Source organism: Spirulina sp. CS-785/01, assembly GCF_028330525.1.
Classification (GTDB): Bacteria; Cyanobacteriota; Cyanobacteriia; order Cyanobacteriales; family Spirulinaceae; genus JAQMSD01.
Genome location: NZ_JAQMSD010000350.1, coordinates 1 through 14,828, shown reverse-complemented (window position 1 = coordinate 14,828; position 14,828 = coordinate 1). Strand labels below are relative to the sequence as shown.

Here is a 14,828-nt window from a genome sequence, read left to right as displayed (position 1 = left end):
GTTGGGGGAGTTGGGGGAGTTGGGGGAGTTGGGGGAGTTGGGGGAAGACTCCCAGACACAGAAATAATTTCAATGCGATCGCTATCCTGACTATGAGTATAAAGATAAGATTCCGTCGGGACAATACGTTCTACAGGTGCAGCATCACCCCGCGTAATTGCCCCTTGCGTCCCGTTGATACTACTATCCCCCACAATAAAGGGAGTAATGCCATTTCCCCCATGTCGAACAATACTCGTCCCTCCTGCCACCCCCCCCGCAACCGAAATACTAGCATCAGTGTTATTCTGATCCAGGAAAGAATTTAAAGCCCGAAAATAATTATCCGTGGTAATGGACACATTACCCCCCATTCCCGTACTTTGAGCATTAATCGAGTCCACTGTAATATTGCCCAAAGCATTCAGGGTGACATCCCCCGCAAGACCCGCATTAGAACTATCCAGCATCCCCGTCGTAATAGTCCCATTACTACTCCTCAGCGTAATCCCCTGAGAGGAATTAATCTGGGTAGTAGTCAGCGTATTGACCGTATTAATGTCGATGCCATTATTATTCGGGTCAAAAAGAGGATTATTGGCCGTAAAATGATTTAAAGGGGCATTACCCCCCATCGCACCATTCACCGCAATATTGCCACTCCCCGACGTAAGCGTAAGGTCGTAAGTCCCATCTACTGTCCCATCAATCTCAATAGTCCCCGTCCCATCCGTAAGCAAGGCCAGATCATTATTTAGCGTCACCGACCCCCCAAGAATGATATTATTATTCTCCGTCTCAATCACTGTCCCTTGAGTCGTAATCTGGCCCCCTAAATTAAGGGTAATTTCCCCCCCATCCACACCATTAGTCGAAATCGCATTAATATTCCCCGCATTGATATTATTGGCCGCAGTCAACAGCACATCTCCCCCTTCTCCGTAGGCCGCAGTCACTAAAACCCCCGCACTGGTATCAATACTTGCAGCGGTACTGTTAACCTCAATATTGCCCCCATCTCCCGTAAAACCGGGATTAAACGTTGCAATATTCCCCGTATCAATATTTCCAGGGGCCTGAAGGTGAATATCCCCCCCAGTCACTGCTCCCGCAGCACTGAGTAACCCACTTGTAGTGTCAATCGCTCCATTATTACTCGTCAGGGTAATATTCCCCGCTTGGTTGCTACTCCCCGTCGTTTCAATTTGATTCGTAATAATATCTTGTGCTGCGGTGAGAGTGATATTCCCCCCATTCAGTCCTGATGCGTTGAGCGTTCCGCCCTCTAAATTGATGTTTCCCGTACTATTGACGGTAATATTGCCGCCATTTCCCATTACTGGACTACTCTCTAAAACAGTGTTATTCAGGAGAATTACATCTCCCCCTGTCCCATTAAAGGTAATATCCCCCCCTTGCGACTGGAGAAGACTCGGATTCCCTAAAGGGAGGAATGGGGGTCCATCCGTGCCGATATAAATGCCTGAATCACTATTAACGGTAATGTCCCCCCCCATACTCTCGAAGGTTATATCAGTTAAAATCACAGGACGATTCGTTCCGTTGATTTCTATATCTCCCCCTTGAGAGTTGATGGAATTAATGATACTACTCCCAAAATTAATCGCCCCCACCCCCATGGAATTCTCAGTTGAATCTGCTGACAAGGCAATTGTCCCTCCTCCTGACTCAATCTGACCGGAGAATAATATCCCTGACCAAAGGTGACTCGCTCCAGACAGGGAAATATTACCTCCCCCCGAATCTAATTCACCTCTTGTGGTGATGCCCGAAAGCAGAGTAGCATTACCGTGAGCCGGATTGAGTAAAGGATCAGCCCCTCCCCCCATGACAAGATCACCGCCATGGGTCATAATGCGTGAACTGTTACTGGTGTCAATTGCTCCGACTCCATTACCATCCCGGTCAGCATTAAAGACCACATTTAACTGTTCTAGGGTGCTGAGGTCACTATCCTCAATCGACCCCTGATAAAAAATATTCTGACCTGCTCGTAGGGTTAAGGTGCGATTCGTGCCAATGCCGTTAAAATCTAATGTAGCGGTACTGTTCCAAGTAATATCTTCACTCGCTTCTAAAATGACATCATTACTTTGTAAGAGGGTGTAAATGCGATCGACTCCGATCACTTGATCGCCTACATCTTCCCCTACATCCCAAATTTCATCATCTAAATTAGTCCCAGTGCTGGTATCAGTGTTCCCTGCGGTGATGGTAATGTTGGTAGGGTCGAGTAATAATGTTCCTGCTTCTCCTACTGGGGCCGAGGTGTCCACCTCTCCGTTAAACTGTAAGCTATCGTAACCGGAGACTTCCACAAATCCCCCATTTCCCCCGTCTTCCCCTCCTCTCGCAGTAATGTTTCCGGCAAATTGGGTTTGGTTATCGGCCCAGACAATAACCCGGCCTCCATCTCCTTGGGTTAACCCATCGGCATTGATGCGAGTATCGGCACTGACAAAGGTGAACGCTGCGTTGGGAATTTCGCCTTCTCCGCGATAATCTCCCCCTAAACGAATATTTTTAACTATAGGGGGTTTATTCAGCAAAATAGAAGGTTCAAGCTGGACAACTTCAACCCGACAAGATGTGACTCTCTCTCGCCCCCTAAATGGGGGATTCAGCTTTGGATGACTCTTTTAACGAGACTGGGCGATTTGAGCTAAATTCCAATCAGGCCGGAGATTTTTGGCTTCTCCTAAATAGACATGAATGATCTCATCTTGGGGGAGGGGGGTATTGATTTGGATTAAAACCCGGATACATCGCTTTAAGCTGCCCTCTACCTGCATTTGTTGGAGATCGAGTAGGGGGACATTTTCCCATTGGGGGCGATCGCGGGCTACGGTTGCCGGGAAAATCACATTCAGATCAGGGGTTGCTGTAAAAATTGCACTGACAATTTCTGCGGGATCAAGTTGATTACGCCGTTCAATTTCATCAATTAATTCTTTGACTGCTCGATAGATCGCGTCCTTTGAATTGTGAGTTGCTGTTGTTGCACCACGAATTGCCCGTACTTTCCACGCCACTATTCATTCCTCCACATCTCAAAGTTCAATAAGGGATTCAGTTGGTTGTCTGGTTCGGGTTGTAACCTGATAATTGGTCATCCAACATCAATAACAACAAGATTTCGCTAGATGATTACGGTCGATATAACCAGAGAGGTTGTCCCCGTGTTGATAGTTCAAATTCTACCCAATCGAGGGCCCCGGCTAACCGAGATTTGGGTCTGGAGCTTTGCCCGGATAAGAGACGGACGAGTAAGGGTTTTTTCTCCTCAATGGTATTACTTTTTGCTTTTTCTGGATCGAGTCCGGCCAATTCCGCTAACCAGCGACGAGCATCTTCTTCGGTCCCTAGTCGATCGACCATTCCCAGTTCTAATGCCTGTTGTCCGGTAAAAATCCGCCCATCGGCAAAGCCTTTGACGGTTTCTACGTCTAGATTACGCCCTGTGGCGACGGTTTGCACGAATTGTTCATAACTACTATCAATCAGGGATTGTAGGATGCTCACTTCTTCGGGGGTGCTTTCTCGGTCAAAGGCTAAGATGTCTTTATAAGGGCCGGATTTAATGGTTTGGAAGGAGACTCCGACTTTATCTAGGAGACGCTCTAAGTTATTTCCCCGGATGATGACTCCGATACTCCCGGTGATCGTTCCTGCATTGGCGACAATATGATCGGCCCCAACGCCGATATAAACTCCCCCGGAGGCGGAAATATTGCCATAACTGGCCATCACTTTAACTTCTTTCTCCCGTAACCGTTGCAGCGCGTGATAAATTTCTTGGGAGTCTCCGACTGTTCCCCCTGGGGAGTCGATGCGCAGTAAGACGGCTTTATATTTTTCTTCTTCGACGGTTTTCAGGGCTTTGAGGACCCGTTTTCTGGTTTCCGTAGCGATCGCGCCTGTAATTTCAATACGAGCGATTTGTTTACGTTTCTGAGGTTTAAACGGCCAGATCATAGACAGGTGAGGATCAATTTGAAGTAATGGTCTCTCTCCACTATAAAGCGTTCTGTCCATTATCCACCACACCAAGGGGTTGGGCGTTTGCTTGTCGCTTCACCCAACCTATAAGACTTACCCTTATGCTCTCTGGCAGACTAAGCAAAGCCGAAGTGAAGTCTGCCTTCTGCCCTCTGCCTTCTGCCTTCTGCCTTCTGCTTTCTGCTTTCTGCCTTCTAAATGTACCGTCGAATTGTATCTTTGTGGTCATTGAGGGGGTCTTGAGAAAAACGTCGTAAGTGTTTCTGCCACTTATTCAGCCAACTTGCGAGTTGTTCTTCTCCCGACTGATGCCGTTCGATGGCTTTTTGGAATTCTTCATAAAACTCCGCAAAACGAACATAGTCGTCAATATCTGACCCAGTGAGGTCATACCCTAACTCATTGGCCACTTGGGCAAATCCATGACGGTTTGCGGGACAAGGGGATTTGAGCTTGTCTTGTAAGGTGGGGTTGTTACACACCTGTTGGAAAAAATTGATTATGGTTTCTCGCCGAGACATCACGCCAATCTATAGATTCTACAAGAGACTTTAAACTTTCTTTATTGTAGGTCAACTAACCACAATCAATCGCTCAACGCGATGTGATTGGGGCTTGTTTCTGTCGTCCACAATTTACAAAAACCTAAACTTATTCTAGCTTCTCAGGTGAACCCCGTTCTAGGGCTAGTTGGATTAATTGATCCACTAATTCGGTAAAGGGAATCCCTGTGGCTTGCCATAATTGAGGATACATACTGGTGGCTGTAAATCCGGGAAGGGTATTAATTTCGTTGATTAAGATTTCTCCTGTGTCCTCTTGATAAAAGAAATCCACTCTAGAAATTCCCGCCGCATCAACCGCGAGAAAGGCTTGGATGGCCTGTTTTTGAATCTCTGAGACGATTGCATCAGGGAGGGGGGCGGGAATGTGTAAATCGGCTTGTCCGGCGGTGTATTTGGTTTCGTAGTCGTAGAAGTCACTTTGAAAGGTGATTTCGCCTACAACGGAGGCTTTGGGGTGATCATTGCCGAGGACGGCACATTCGACTTCTCTGGCGTTAATTCCCGCTTCTATGATGATGCGTCGGTCGTAGCTGGCGGCATTGTCGAGGGCGGTTTCGAGTTCCTTGCGATCGCGCACTTTGGCAATTCCCACCGATGACCCCAAGTTGGCAGGTTTCACAAAAACCGGATAATTTAATTTCGCCTCAATCTCGTCACAGAGTTTCGGGAAAACACAGGGATTCGACCAAATTTGAGAACGAGTTACGGCCACATAGTCCACTTGAGGCAGTCCTGCTTGGGCAAAGGCTTCTTTCATGGCCACCTTATCCATCCCCAAGGCTGATCCTAACACCCCACTGCCCACAAAAGGCACTTGCATCAGGGTTAAGAGTCCCTGAATTGTCCCATCTTCCCCGTTGGGCCCGTGGAGAATAGGAAACCACACATCCATATTGGCCGCTTCCGGGGGAAATTGCCAGAGAGACCCAGGGGAGTCCTCACTTGGTAAGGGGGTTTGACTCTCTAAAACTTGTTGAGCCAGATCAGGGGGACACCAAACCCCATCTTTTCGGATATAAAAGGGGGTAAGGTCGTATTTGCTCTGATTTTCGGGGGTGGTGAGGGCAGCAGCAATGGCACTGGCCGACACAATCGACACCTCATGTTCTCCCGACCGTCCCCCAAATAGCAGGCCAACCCGTAATTTGCTCATTAACTGCTCCTTCGCTACACACACAATCAATGTTAATGTCTGGTCAACTAGAGCATAAAAATGGCATTTTGTCAAGAGTAGCGTAAAACTTTGACTTCTCCCCCGACTAAAGTTGATTGTAGGTTGGGTGAAGCGAAGCGTAACCCAACATCCCCCAGTGAAAAACGTAAGGATAGTAAATATTTGGGGTTCAGATTCCGTATAAGTCCTTTAATTTTAATCTTGGGTTTAAACCCAAAATTTAGCAATTGGGGAAATAATCTAGATCAAGAATTTCCGCTACAGAATAGGGACAATTTTCGGGAAAAATATTGCTAGATAAACCCGTTTCATCTACTGCAAGTCGTTTTCCTCCCTGATAACAGTTTTCTAGCACTTCCCCTAAAAAATTATGCAAACTAGGGCTAGTTTCTAAAGCATCTGTAATGCGTTGACGATGTTCGCTAATAGTATATAACCAGCTATTGGTGCGTTTTTCAGGTTGGAATTGGTATTTTAAGAGGTGCATTAACAAGATTCTTAAATTACTTTTAAGGGCATTTTTCTCACTCCTCCCCATACTCTCTAATTCTTCAATTAAATTTATATAATCAACCTCTAAAAGTTTACCCTCCTTTAATAAAAAAATAGTACGCTCTAACCACAAATTAAAATCTTGGTTATAGAGAGCATTCGTTTGAGGGGTTGGGTGATTAAGCCTCATAGTTCTTGTCTAATATATTAGAATGATTGGGTCTTCTTGGTCTAAATTTAGCCGTTGTTACTGTGGTTTTAATTAAGAAAACCCCATCTGACTCGCAAATAGGGTGAGTGTATTGCCCACCCTATCCAGATTTTAATTAAAATGTCCCCGCTAATGCCCCGACACAGCGTTCACAGAGAGTCGGATGTTCGCTGCTTTCTCCCACCTGAGTGGAATAATTCCAACAGCGATCGCACTTCTCCCCCTCAGCAGGTACAATACCCACAGACACCAACTCAGACTCCCCAGTATAGTCCGCCTTTTGCACCGTCTCCCCAGAGTCCACCAACTCCACCTGAGACGCAAGAAACAGATAGCGCAACGCATCAACATGATTAGACACAGGTTGTTTTGCTGTATCGGTAGACATGGTAGAGTCGCTAAGACTAGCCTCTGATTGCCCCTTTAGATTAGTGTCCAGTGTTACTTTTTGTAACTCTAAATTGGCATCAAGGGTCATTTTGTGAGCTTGTAAGTTAGCCTCTCGAACCGCTTTTTGAGGATTTAAGATAGCTTCTGTCGCAATCTTTTGAGCCGCTAAAATTGCTTGAATTGATTCAGGTTGATCTTCTTTTTCCTGTTCTGTTGTACTAATTGTGCTGAGATTAGCTTCAATAGCTGCTTGTTGCGCTTTTAGATTAGCTTCAATAGCTGCTTGTTGCGCTTTTAGGTTAGCTTCAAGGAAACTTTGGATAGAAGATACAGTTAAATCTGTTTCTTCATCCTTTTTCATCTCAGACTGTCCGGTTGGGTTCATATCCGCTAACAACGCCCGAAACTCACTATCGGGCACATACAACAACACCTTAGCATCCAGAGAAGCCCCGATCGCCTTCTCACTCCGGGCCCGTTCCATCACCTTATTCACCTCATTGCGTAACTGCCGCAATTTCGTCCAATGAACCGTCAATTCCGGCTGTTCCCACTCCGAACTCATTTTCACCCAACCAGAAGCGAAAACAGACCCATGAGGGGTCTTGTAGGGCAGAGATTGCCAGATATCCTCCGCCATGTGACAGAGAACCGGGGCGATAGACTTAGCCAAATTCTCAATAGCCACCGCTAACACCGTCTGACAACTGCGACGACGGAGAGAATTCGCATCCGAAATATACAAACGGTCCTTGGCAACATCTAAATAAAAATTAGACAAGTCCACCACACAGAAATTCTGAACCGTCTGGAAAAAGCGGAAAAACTGATAAGAGTCAAACGCCTTCGTCACCTCGCTAAACACCTCAGTCATGCGGTGTAACATATAGCGGTCCAACTCCGGCAACTCCCCATAAGCCACCGCATCGGTTTCCGGGTTAAAATCGTGTAAATTCCCCAACAAAAACCGGGCCGTATTGCGAATTTTCCGATACACATCCGCCAACTGCTTAATAATATTCTGCCCAATGGGGACATCCGAAGAATAATCCACCGACGACACCCACAACCGCAACACATCAGCCCCATAAGGAGGTTCTTTCTTCTGATTATTCCCCCCCTTAATAATCACATTGGGGTCCACCACATTTCCCAGAGACTTACTCATCTTGCGTCCCTGTTCATCCAACGCAAACCCATGCGTTAACACCGTCTGATAGGGGGCCACCCCATTCACCGCAACACTGGTTAACAGACTAGACTGAAACCAACCCCGATGTTGGTCACTCCCCTCCAAATACATATCAACCGGATATTTTAACGCCTCCCGTCGGTCCGCCACCGCGGCCCAAGACGAACCCGAGTCAAACCAAACATCCATCGTATCCGTCCCTTTGCGGTAAGTCTTGCCATTATTGCGGTATTTCTCCGGGAGTAACTCCTCCACCGACAACTCCCACCAAGCATCCGACCCTTTTTCCGCAATAATTTCTTGGACGTGGTTAATAGTTTCTTGAGTTAAAAGGGGTTCATCGGTTTCTTCCTCGTAGAATACCGGGATAGGAACACCCCAACTGCGTTGACGAGAGATACACCAGTCGGCCCGTTCACTCACCATCGGAGTAATACGATTTTTCCCTTGGGCCGGAATCCATTCTACTGTATCAATAGCCTTTAATGCCTCCTCCCGAAAGCCTTTCACCGACGCAAACCATTGTTCCGTCGCCCGAAAAATCGTTGGTTTTTTGGTTCGCCAGTCGTAGGGATACTTGTGAACATAGGCTTCTTCTAACAATAACGCCTGACTGTCACTTAACGCCGTAATAATTGCCTCATTGGCATCTTTCAGCACATTTAACCCTTGAAACGGCCCCGCTTCCTCCGTAAAATTCCCATCACCATCCACCGGAGAGAGAATAGGTAAACCGTACTTTTGCCCCACAATAAAGTCCTCTTGACCATGGCCAGGGGCCGTATGCACCAACCCCGTCCCAGACTCCGTGGTAATATAGTCCCCACCGATTAAAATATTACTCTCCCGGTCAAACAGGGGGTGTTTATAGGTGCAATGTTCTAATTCCGACCCCTTCACCGTCGTTTTCACCGTCAGCGAATAACCGAATTTTTCCGCTAAAGACGCGACTAAATCTTCTGCCACCAAAAGATACTGATGAGAGATGGGGTTATTCACCTCAACCACCGCATAGGTTAACCCTGGGTTAATCGCAACTGCAAGATTCCCCGGTAATGTCCAAGGAGTCGTCGTCCAGATAGCAACCCCCAAGTTCGGCATAAATTCCCCTAACTTATCTTGTACAGCAGGGGCTAATTTCGTCATGGGGAAGGCCGCATAAATACTGCGAGAGGTGTGGCCTTCAGGATATTCTAACTCCGCTTCGGCCAAGGCCGTCTTAGAACTAGGACTCCAGTGGACCGCTTTTAAGCCACGATAAATATAACCCTTGAGTGCCATTTTCCCAAACACCCCAATTTGGGCGGCCTCGTATTCCGGTTTGAGGGTTAAATAGGGGTTTTCCCAGTCTCCCCAAATGCCATAGCGTTTAAACCCATCTCGTTGTTCTGCAAAGGTAGAAAGGGCAAAATCACGGGCTTTCTGACGCAATTTGAGGGGGGTTAAAGCGGCCCGTTCTTTGGATTTTAATTTTTGAATCACTTTGAGTTCAATGGGGAGACCATGACAGTCCCACCCCGGAACATAGCGTACTTTTCGCCCTTGTAACAGTTGATATTTATTGATGATATCTTTGAGAATTTTATTCAGGGCATGACCCATGTGGAGGGCCCCGTTTGCGTAGGGGGGGCCATCATGGAGGACAAATACCTCACCGGGGTTATTGTCTGAGAGGGTTTCATACACTTTTTGGTCTTGCCAAAATTGTTGCAGTTCGGGTTCTCGCTTGATGGAGTTGGCCCGCATACTAAAGTCAGTTTTGGGTAGGTTTACGGTGTCTTTGTAGCTGTTTTGTTGTGCCATAGTTTAGGTTATGGGTGATTGGTGATGGGTAATTGACGATGGGTGATAGGGACTCCCTATTTATCTTGATCTTGAGAGGGATTATCGGATTTTTCCCAAGGATCATTGTCTTTGTCTTCTGGGTCTTTGTCTTCTGAGGAGTTGGAGAAAAAGGGTTGAAAGGGGTCTTTTTCAGTATCAAAGTTTCCCCACTGGTCGAGTTCTTCGAGGCCAGTAATAATTTCTGGGTTGGGAATTTTTTTTATATCTTCTTCATTGGGGTTGAGGGAGTCAACGGGTTTTGGGGAGTTTTCTGGGGGGGGTTCTTCGGTGTCTGGGTTGGTTTCTGCGTCCGAGGTGACGGAGTTGGACTCTATGGGGTCTGATGTTGATTCTATAACGGGGTCGTGGTCTGCTGCTACTGCGGTTACTTCGGGGTCTTGGGTTGCGGGTTCGGGTTCACTGTCGAGTTCCGCAGTTTGTTCTTCTGTTGGACTGTCTTGGGGTTTGGGTTCACTATCGAGTTCCGCAGTTTGTTCTTCTGTTGGACTGTCTTGGGGTTTGGGTTCACTATCGAGTTCCGCAGTTTGGTCTTCTGGTGAACTGTCGTCTATCACCTGTTCCGCAGTTTGGTCTTCTGGTGAACTGTCTTGGGGTTTGGGTTCACTGTCGAGTTCCGCAGTTTGGTCTTCCTCTGCTGGGGTTTCGCGTTCTGCGTCCGGGGTTGCAGTGTCTAGGGTTGCTTCTCCTGCATCTTGAGGTTGTTCTTTTTTCTGGAAAATTCCTTTAATTTTACCCACCAGTTGACCCGGAAACCCTTTCACTTGGTCTTCCACTTCTGGGGTGATGGGAGTTTGTTCACTGGTGGGGGTTTTGGCCCGACGGAGAGTGAGGGTTTGCCACCCTAACCAGACTAACAGGGCAACGCTGGCAGTTTGACCAAGAAGGACTCCTCCAGTGATGCGGCCTGCACAAACCCAGAGGACTAGGGCGTAAAATAATCCTATCCCACTCCAGATAAAGTCGTTTTTGCGGTGGACTTCTGGAAAGAAGAAGGCAGCAATATAAAAGAGAAAGCTACCAAAGGCCACAATGATCGCTAGGGTTTGTGCCAGCATAACAGTAATCAGTAATCAGTGAACAGTAATCAGTAATCAGTAAACGGTCATTAGTCAGGTAGTGGGGAGTTAGAGGTTTGGAGGAATGATTCAGAATACACAAACGACAACTAACCAAGAACCAATAACTAAAATAACCCAACTTGTCCCTAAGTTACCTCCTGATGTGGATGGGTTGGGGGATTACGCGCTGAATTTAGCCTATCAGCTACGACAGGATTATGGTATCACAACGGATTTTGTGGTGGGGAATCCGACTTGGCAGGGGGAGGGGGAGGTTGCGGGGTTTCGCGCTGTTGGCTTGCGGGAACGGTCGGTGCGGGGTTTACTGGAGGTATTAGGGGATCAACCTGTTATCCTCAATTATGAGGGGTATGGGTATGCTAAACGGGGTTATCCTCGTTGGTTGTTGCAGGGGTTGAAACGCTGGAAACGAGAGTCACGGCAACGTCTGGTGACGATGTTCCATGAGGTGTATCCCTATCATTCTAAACCGGTTTGGACGAGTGGGTTTTGGTTAACGCCCTGGCAACGGGGGTTAGTGGTTAGGTTAGCACAAAGCAGCGATCGCATCCTCACCTCCAAGCAAAGTTACGCCACCCTTCTCCAACATCTCAGCCAAGGCCACCATGCCCAAGTTCCCAGTGTACCTGTCTTCTGTAATCTCGGTGAACCGGAAACACTCCTCCCCCTCTCCCACCGTCCCCCCAGATTAATTGTTTTTGGCCATTACAACAGTCGTCGCCAAGTCTATGAAAATAATTTACTCGCTCTAGAGAAGGTCTGCCAAGGGTTAAAAATTACGGAAATTCTTGATATTGGAGTCCCCACAGGAATTAAACTTCCTTTGGTCAATGGATATAAAGTACAAGAATTAGGCATTACTCCAGCAGACAAAATTAGCGAATTAATGCAGCATTCTATGGCCGGATTTCTCAGTTTTATTCCTCCCGACTATCTCGCTAAATCGGGGGTTTATAGTGCCTTTTGCGCTCATAAAATGCTCCCCATTGTCACCACAGAAGGCAAAGGTAATAGTGATGGACTCTACCCCCAAAAACATTATTGTATCGCCTCTCAAAGCCTTGATACGTTAACCTTAGAAACCGGGCAATTTATTGCCAATAATGCCCACCAATGGTATCATAGTCATAATCGCGCTATTCATGCCCAAAAATTTGCTCAATTCCTGAATTGCTAGTTTTTAATTGCTAGTTTTTAATTGTTAAGTAAATCAAAATAAATCAATGTCCATAAATAATCAGTTTTTTGTTGTGTTTCCAGTGTATGGCTGCGGGGCTAAAGCCCCTACTACGAACTTGTGTTATGTACTGTACTTTTAATTTGCTCAAGCTACTTAATGGTTAATTGTTTAAAACTTGAATGTTAGATAATAACTCCATTAACTGTTCCAACGTGGTATCACAATCACAACTTGGACGAATCATTAAAATTTTATTACTATCGGGAACAAAACCAAAAAACGTTGCCCCTCTAAACCCCCCTCGATGTTCCAAAATATACCCCGATAACCCCCCACTTTCATACTCTTGAATATTGTCCACATCTGAGCCATTGGACTCCATATATTGTACCGCTTGTTCCCGTAACCCCATCGTCGGTTTTGAGTCTATGGTACTAATAAATTCTCCATAAAAGCCCCGTCCATAAGCATCCCCCCGTACCACACATTGAATATAAGCAAACGTCGCGGGATGGAGAATGCCCACCTCTCCATTTTGAAACAACATGGTTCGATAATTATTGGGAATTTCGACCTGAATTCCAAATTGAGGTACTTCTACAATACGAGTCGTTGCAGCAGGTTCAACGTCCTCATATTTTTCTTCTTCGGGACAACTGTTGGCTTGGGCTTGGACAGGAAAATTAAAGGAAAAAAGAACTAAAAACAGAGGTAAACTGGTTAAAAATAATTTTAGCATTATTGCACTTGATAAGTAAGCCTTGAGATGTTCGTATTGAATCATCAACCGCTAGGGAATAACATTCCCTGTCTTATAGAGAAAGTCCTCTCCAAGAGGACTTATCACCCATTGTTTACTTTGATCCATCCATTGTAATGGATTTCCTCTATTCGGCAGCGATCGTTATTCTCTGACAGTGTAACGGCTGAATCATCACTCCTGTGCTTTGAAATACCAATAAAGATTCGCCACAGCAAAATCCGGCACATCCTCCCAACGACTAGGCGCGAGTCCTGGACGGTTCATCACCTTCGCTTGTTGCGAAATATAGGACTCGTGACTGTGACGCAACTCTGGACGAACGATAAAACAAAGCTGATCCTGCAATGCTGCATAATGAGACTTTGACTTTAAATCTTGATAGAGTTTTACCTCAACAGGTTCTTTCTTTTGTGCATTGCCTTGATTTTCCGGCATTTCTACCGTCTCTAACTCCGAACTGGCTAACAGTTGACGGTCATCAGGTGACAGAGACTCCATCCATTCCGTTTGCATTTGCCAAAGCTCAATGATCGGGACATCATGAGTATTGATCCGCACCACTTCCGGAAACAGAAACTCTAATTCAGCCTCAGACTGACACCGTTTTACTGTTTTCACCGCATCGTTTCGTACTTGAGTTGTTAACGCCATTAAACGGTCATTGGCCGCCGACAACTCATTTTGCAATTGATACGTTGTGATAATCGTTTGCTCAATAGCCCAAGCGCATTCCATCCGCCGCAAATAGCCAGCCGCCCCACTCTGATCTAATAAAGCTGGATTGGTATAATCTGATAACGCCTGAAACAACATCCCCCGCACCGCATCTATCTCTGAATTGCGGCGATATTCGTCTTGTATCTTCATGGCGAGATGGAGGCGATTGAGAGCTTGGGTAAAGAGTCCATAAGCGCGGATTAAAACGACTCGATGCTGTTCAAATTTTATATCTTGAGCCACATAATCAATATGCTGGATAATTGCCTCTCCTTGGTCTTTCAGAGCCGTTTTGAGATCAAGCAATCCCTCTTGGAGTTCTCGTCTTAGCTCTTTCATCTGTCGTTTTAACTGCAAAACTTGGTGCAGTGAAACCGCAGAAAGCGCGATATTGGCAGCAACCCCAACTCCAATGACTGCGGTGGTTGCAGATAGGACATTTAAGGTACTTTGCAGGGTGCTGATCCCCCCTAAAACCGCTTGAAACCCACGATGGGTTTGTAGCATCTGCGCTCCTGTCGTGACTAATTGCGTCGAAGCAACAAGCGGGTTGAGGGGAAATTTTGATGAAACTGTGTAAGCGGTTTTCGCTGGTTAATGCGGTGAGTGGGTTAGCGGGGGTTTTAAAAATGGCGAGTACAAGCGGGAATGCTCTCCAACAACCGTCTCTCCAAGAAAAGACGTTTGAAGCAGGTTGGGAAAAATTCTTGCAATCTAAAGATAAGTGGTTGGAAAAAGTGAGACAATCGTTGCGGTCTATTTTGAGTCAGCGCGTGCAAGCGGGGTTAAAAATTAGTCAACAGATGATTAGTCAGTATGAGGAAATCTTAGAACAAATTGCGCGATCGCAACAAGCCACCCCAGAACAACGAGAAACCGATCAAGTCTGGATAAACCAAAAACGCCAGCAACTAGAAGCCATCCAGCAAGAAATTGCCACAACGCTCAATTAATCTCATATTCAGTTTATTGTAAGCCCTAAAGGGCTTACTACAAACTTAAACTGGACTTAATACGGAATCCGCACCCCCAATATCCACTATCCGTGTCAAATATTCATCATTGTAGGGTGGGCAATGCCAGCCCTGTCAAGGTGAGGAATGGTAGAACGAGACACCGTTGTTTCAGACACTTGTGAGAGACATTTTCTCCCCCTCTCCCAAGGTTGGGAGAGGGGGTTGGGGGGTGAGGGCGACTCCAAACCGCCATATCTCGTTACC

The 14,828-nt window shown here is 46.4% G+C and carries 12 protein-coding genes; 2 read left to right on the top strand and 10 right to left on the bottom strand.

Annotation, left to right across the window (positions count from 1 at the left end; genetic code table 11):
• The 8 genes from PN462_RS23265 to PN462_RS23230 all read right to left on the bottom strand — a co-directional run.
• A partial coding sequence (locus tag PN462_RS23265) for a beta strand repeat-containing protein (RefSeq protein WP_272131253.1) occupies positions 1–2,549 on the bottom strand: 2,549 nt, incomplete at its 3' end.
• Positions 2,550–2,639: 90 nt separating this feature from the next.
• A complete protein-coding gene (aroH, locus tag PN462_RS23260; RefSeq protein ID WP_272131252.1) occupies positions 2,640–3,032 on the bottom strand; it encodes a chorismate mutase in 393 nt (130 codons plus the stop codon).
• Positions 3,033–3,147: 115 nt separating this feature from the next.
• A complete protein-coding gene (gene sppA, locus PN462_RS23255; RefSeq protein ID WP_443029269.1) occupies positions 3,148–3,975 on the bottom strand; it encodes a signal peptide peptidase SppA in 828 nt (275 codons plus the stop codon).
• 218 nt (positions 3,976–4,193) lie between these two features.
• Positions 4,194–4,520, bottom strand: a complete 327-nt coding sequence (locus PN462_RS23250; protein ID WP_272131250.1) for a Nif11-like leader peptide family natural product precursor — start codon at positions 4,518–4,520, stop codon at positions 4,194–4,196.
• A gap of 130 nt (positions 4,521–4,650) precedes the next feature.
• Complete coding sequence (locus PN462_RS23245; RefSeq protein ID WP_272131249.1) at positions 4,651–5,718, bottom strand: D-alanine--D-alanine ligase family protein; 1,068 nt, start codon at positions 5,716–5,718, stop codon at positions 4,651–4,653.
• Positions 5,719–5,959: 241 nt separating this feature from the next.
• Positions 5,960–6,421 (bottom strand): DUF29 domain-containing protein, encoded by a 462-nt coding sequence (locus PN462_RS23240; protein ID WP_272131248.1) that lies wholly within the window; start codon positions 6,419–6,421, stop codon positions 5,960–5,962.
• Between the two features lie 136 nt (positions 6,422–6,557).
• Positions 6,558–9,827, bottom strand: a complete 3,270-nt coding sequence (gene ileS / locus PN462_RS23235) for an isoleucine--tRNA ligase (RefSeq protein ID WP_272131246.1) — start codon at positions 9,825–9,827, stop codon at positions 6,558–6,560.
• 56 nt (positions 9,828–9,883) lie between these two features.
• On the bottom strand, positions 9,884–10,924 hold the full coding sequence (locus PN462_RS23230; protein WP_272131245.1) for a Ycf66 family protein: 1,041 nt from the start codon (positions 10,922–10,924) through the stop codon (positions 9,884–9,886).
• Between the two features lie 85 nt (positions 10,925–11,009).
• Here PN462_RS23230 and PN462_RS23225 point away from each other — a divergent pair, with 85 nt between their 5' ends.
• Entirely contained in the window at positions 11,010–12,125 is a 1,116-nt protein-coding gene (locus tag PN462_RS23225; RefSeq protein WP_272131244.1) for a hypothetical protein, read from the top strand.
• A gap of 163 nt (positions 12,126–12,288) precedes the next feature.
• On the opposite strand, the gene PN462_RS23220 is transcribed toward PN462_RS23225, so the two are convergent.
• Complete coding sequence (locus PN462_RS23220; RefSeq protein WP_272131243.1) at positions 12,289–12,867, bottom strand: hypothetical protein; 579 nt, start codon at positions 12,865–12,867, stop codon at positions 12,289–12,291.
• Between the two features lie 195 nt (positions 12,868–13,062).
• Positions 13,063–14,115, bottom strand: a complete 1,053-nt coding sequence (locus PN462_RS23215; RefSeq protein WP_272131242.1) for a hypothetical protein — start codon at positions 14,113–14,115, stop codon at positions 13,063–13,065.
• 59 nt (positions 14,116–14,174) lie between these two features.
• On the opposite strand from PN462_RS23215, the gene PN462_RS23210 reads away from it, so the two are divergent.
• Entirely contained in the window at positions 14,175–14,561 is a 387-nt protein-coding gene (locus PN462_RS23210; protein ID WP_272131241.1) for a hypothetical protein, read from the top strand.
• Positions 14,562–14,828 lie beyond the last annotated feature (267 nt).

Bases quoted from the DNA above. Each gene is read 5' to 3' on its own strand.
- sppA (WP_443029269.1), bottom strand. From the start codon at position 3,975: ATGATCTGGCCGTTTAAACCTCAGAAACGTAAACAAATCGCTCGTATT.
- PN462_RS23250 (WP_272131250.1), bottom strand. From the start codon at position 4,520: ATGTCTCGGCGAGAAACCATAATCAATTTTTTCCAACAGGTGTGTAAC.
- PN462_RS23245 (WP_272131249.1), bottom strand. From the start codon at position 5,718: ATGAGCAAATTACGGGTTGGCCTGCTATTTGGGGGACGGTCGGGAGAA.
- PN462_RS23240 (WP_272131248.1), bottom strand. From the start codon at position 6,421: ATGAGGCTTAATCACCCAACCCCTCAAACGAATGCTCTCTATAACCAA.
- ileS (WP_272131246.1), bottom strand. From the start codon at position 9,827: ATGGCACAACAAAACAGCTACAAAGACACCGTAAACCTACCCAAAACT.
- PN462_RS23230 (WP_272131245.1), bottom strand. From the start codon at position 10,924: ATGCTGGCACAAACCCTAGCGATCATTGTGGCCTTTGGTAGCTTTCTC.
- PN462_RS23225 (WP_272131244.1), top strand. From the start codon at position 11,010: ATGATTCAGAATACACAAACGACAACTAACCAAGAACCAATAACTAAA.
- PN462_RS23220 (WP_272131243.1), bottom strand. From the start codon at position 12,867: ATGCTAAAATTATTTTTAACCAGTTTACCTCTGTTTTTAGTTCTTTTT.
- PN462_RS23215 (WP_272131242.1), bottom strand. From the start codon at position 14,115: ATGCTACAAACCCATCGTGGGTTTCAAGCGGTTTTAGGGGGGATCAGC.
- PN462_RS23210 (WP_272131241.1), top strand. From the start codon at position 14,175: ATGAAACTGTGTAAGCGGTTTTCGCTGGTTAATGCGGTGAGTGGGTTA.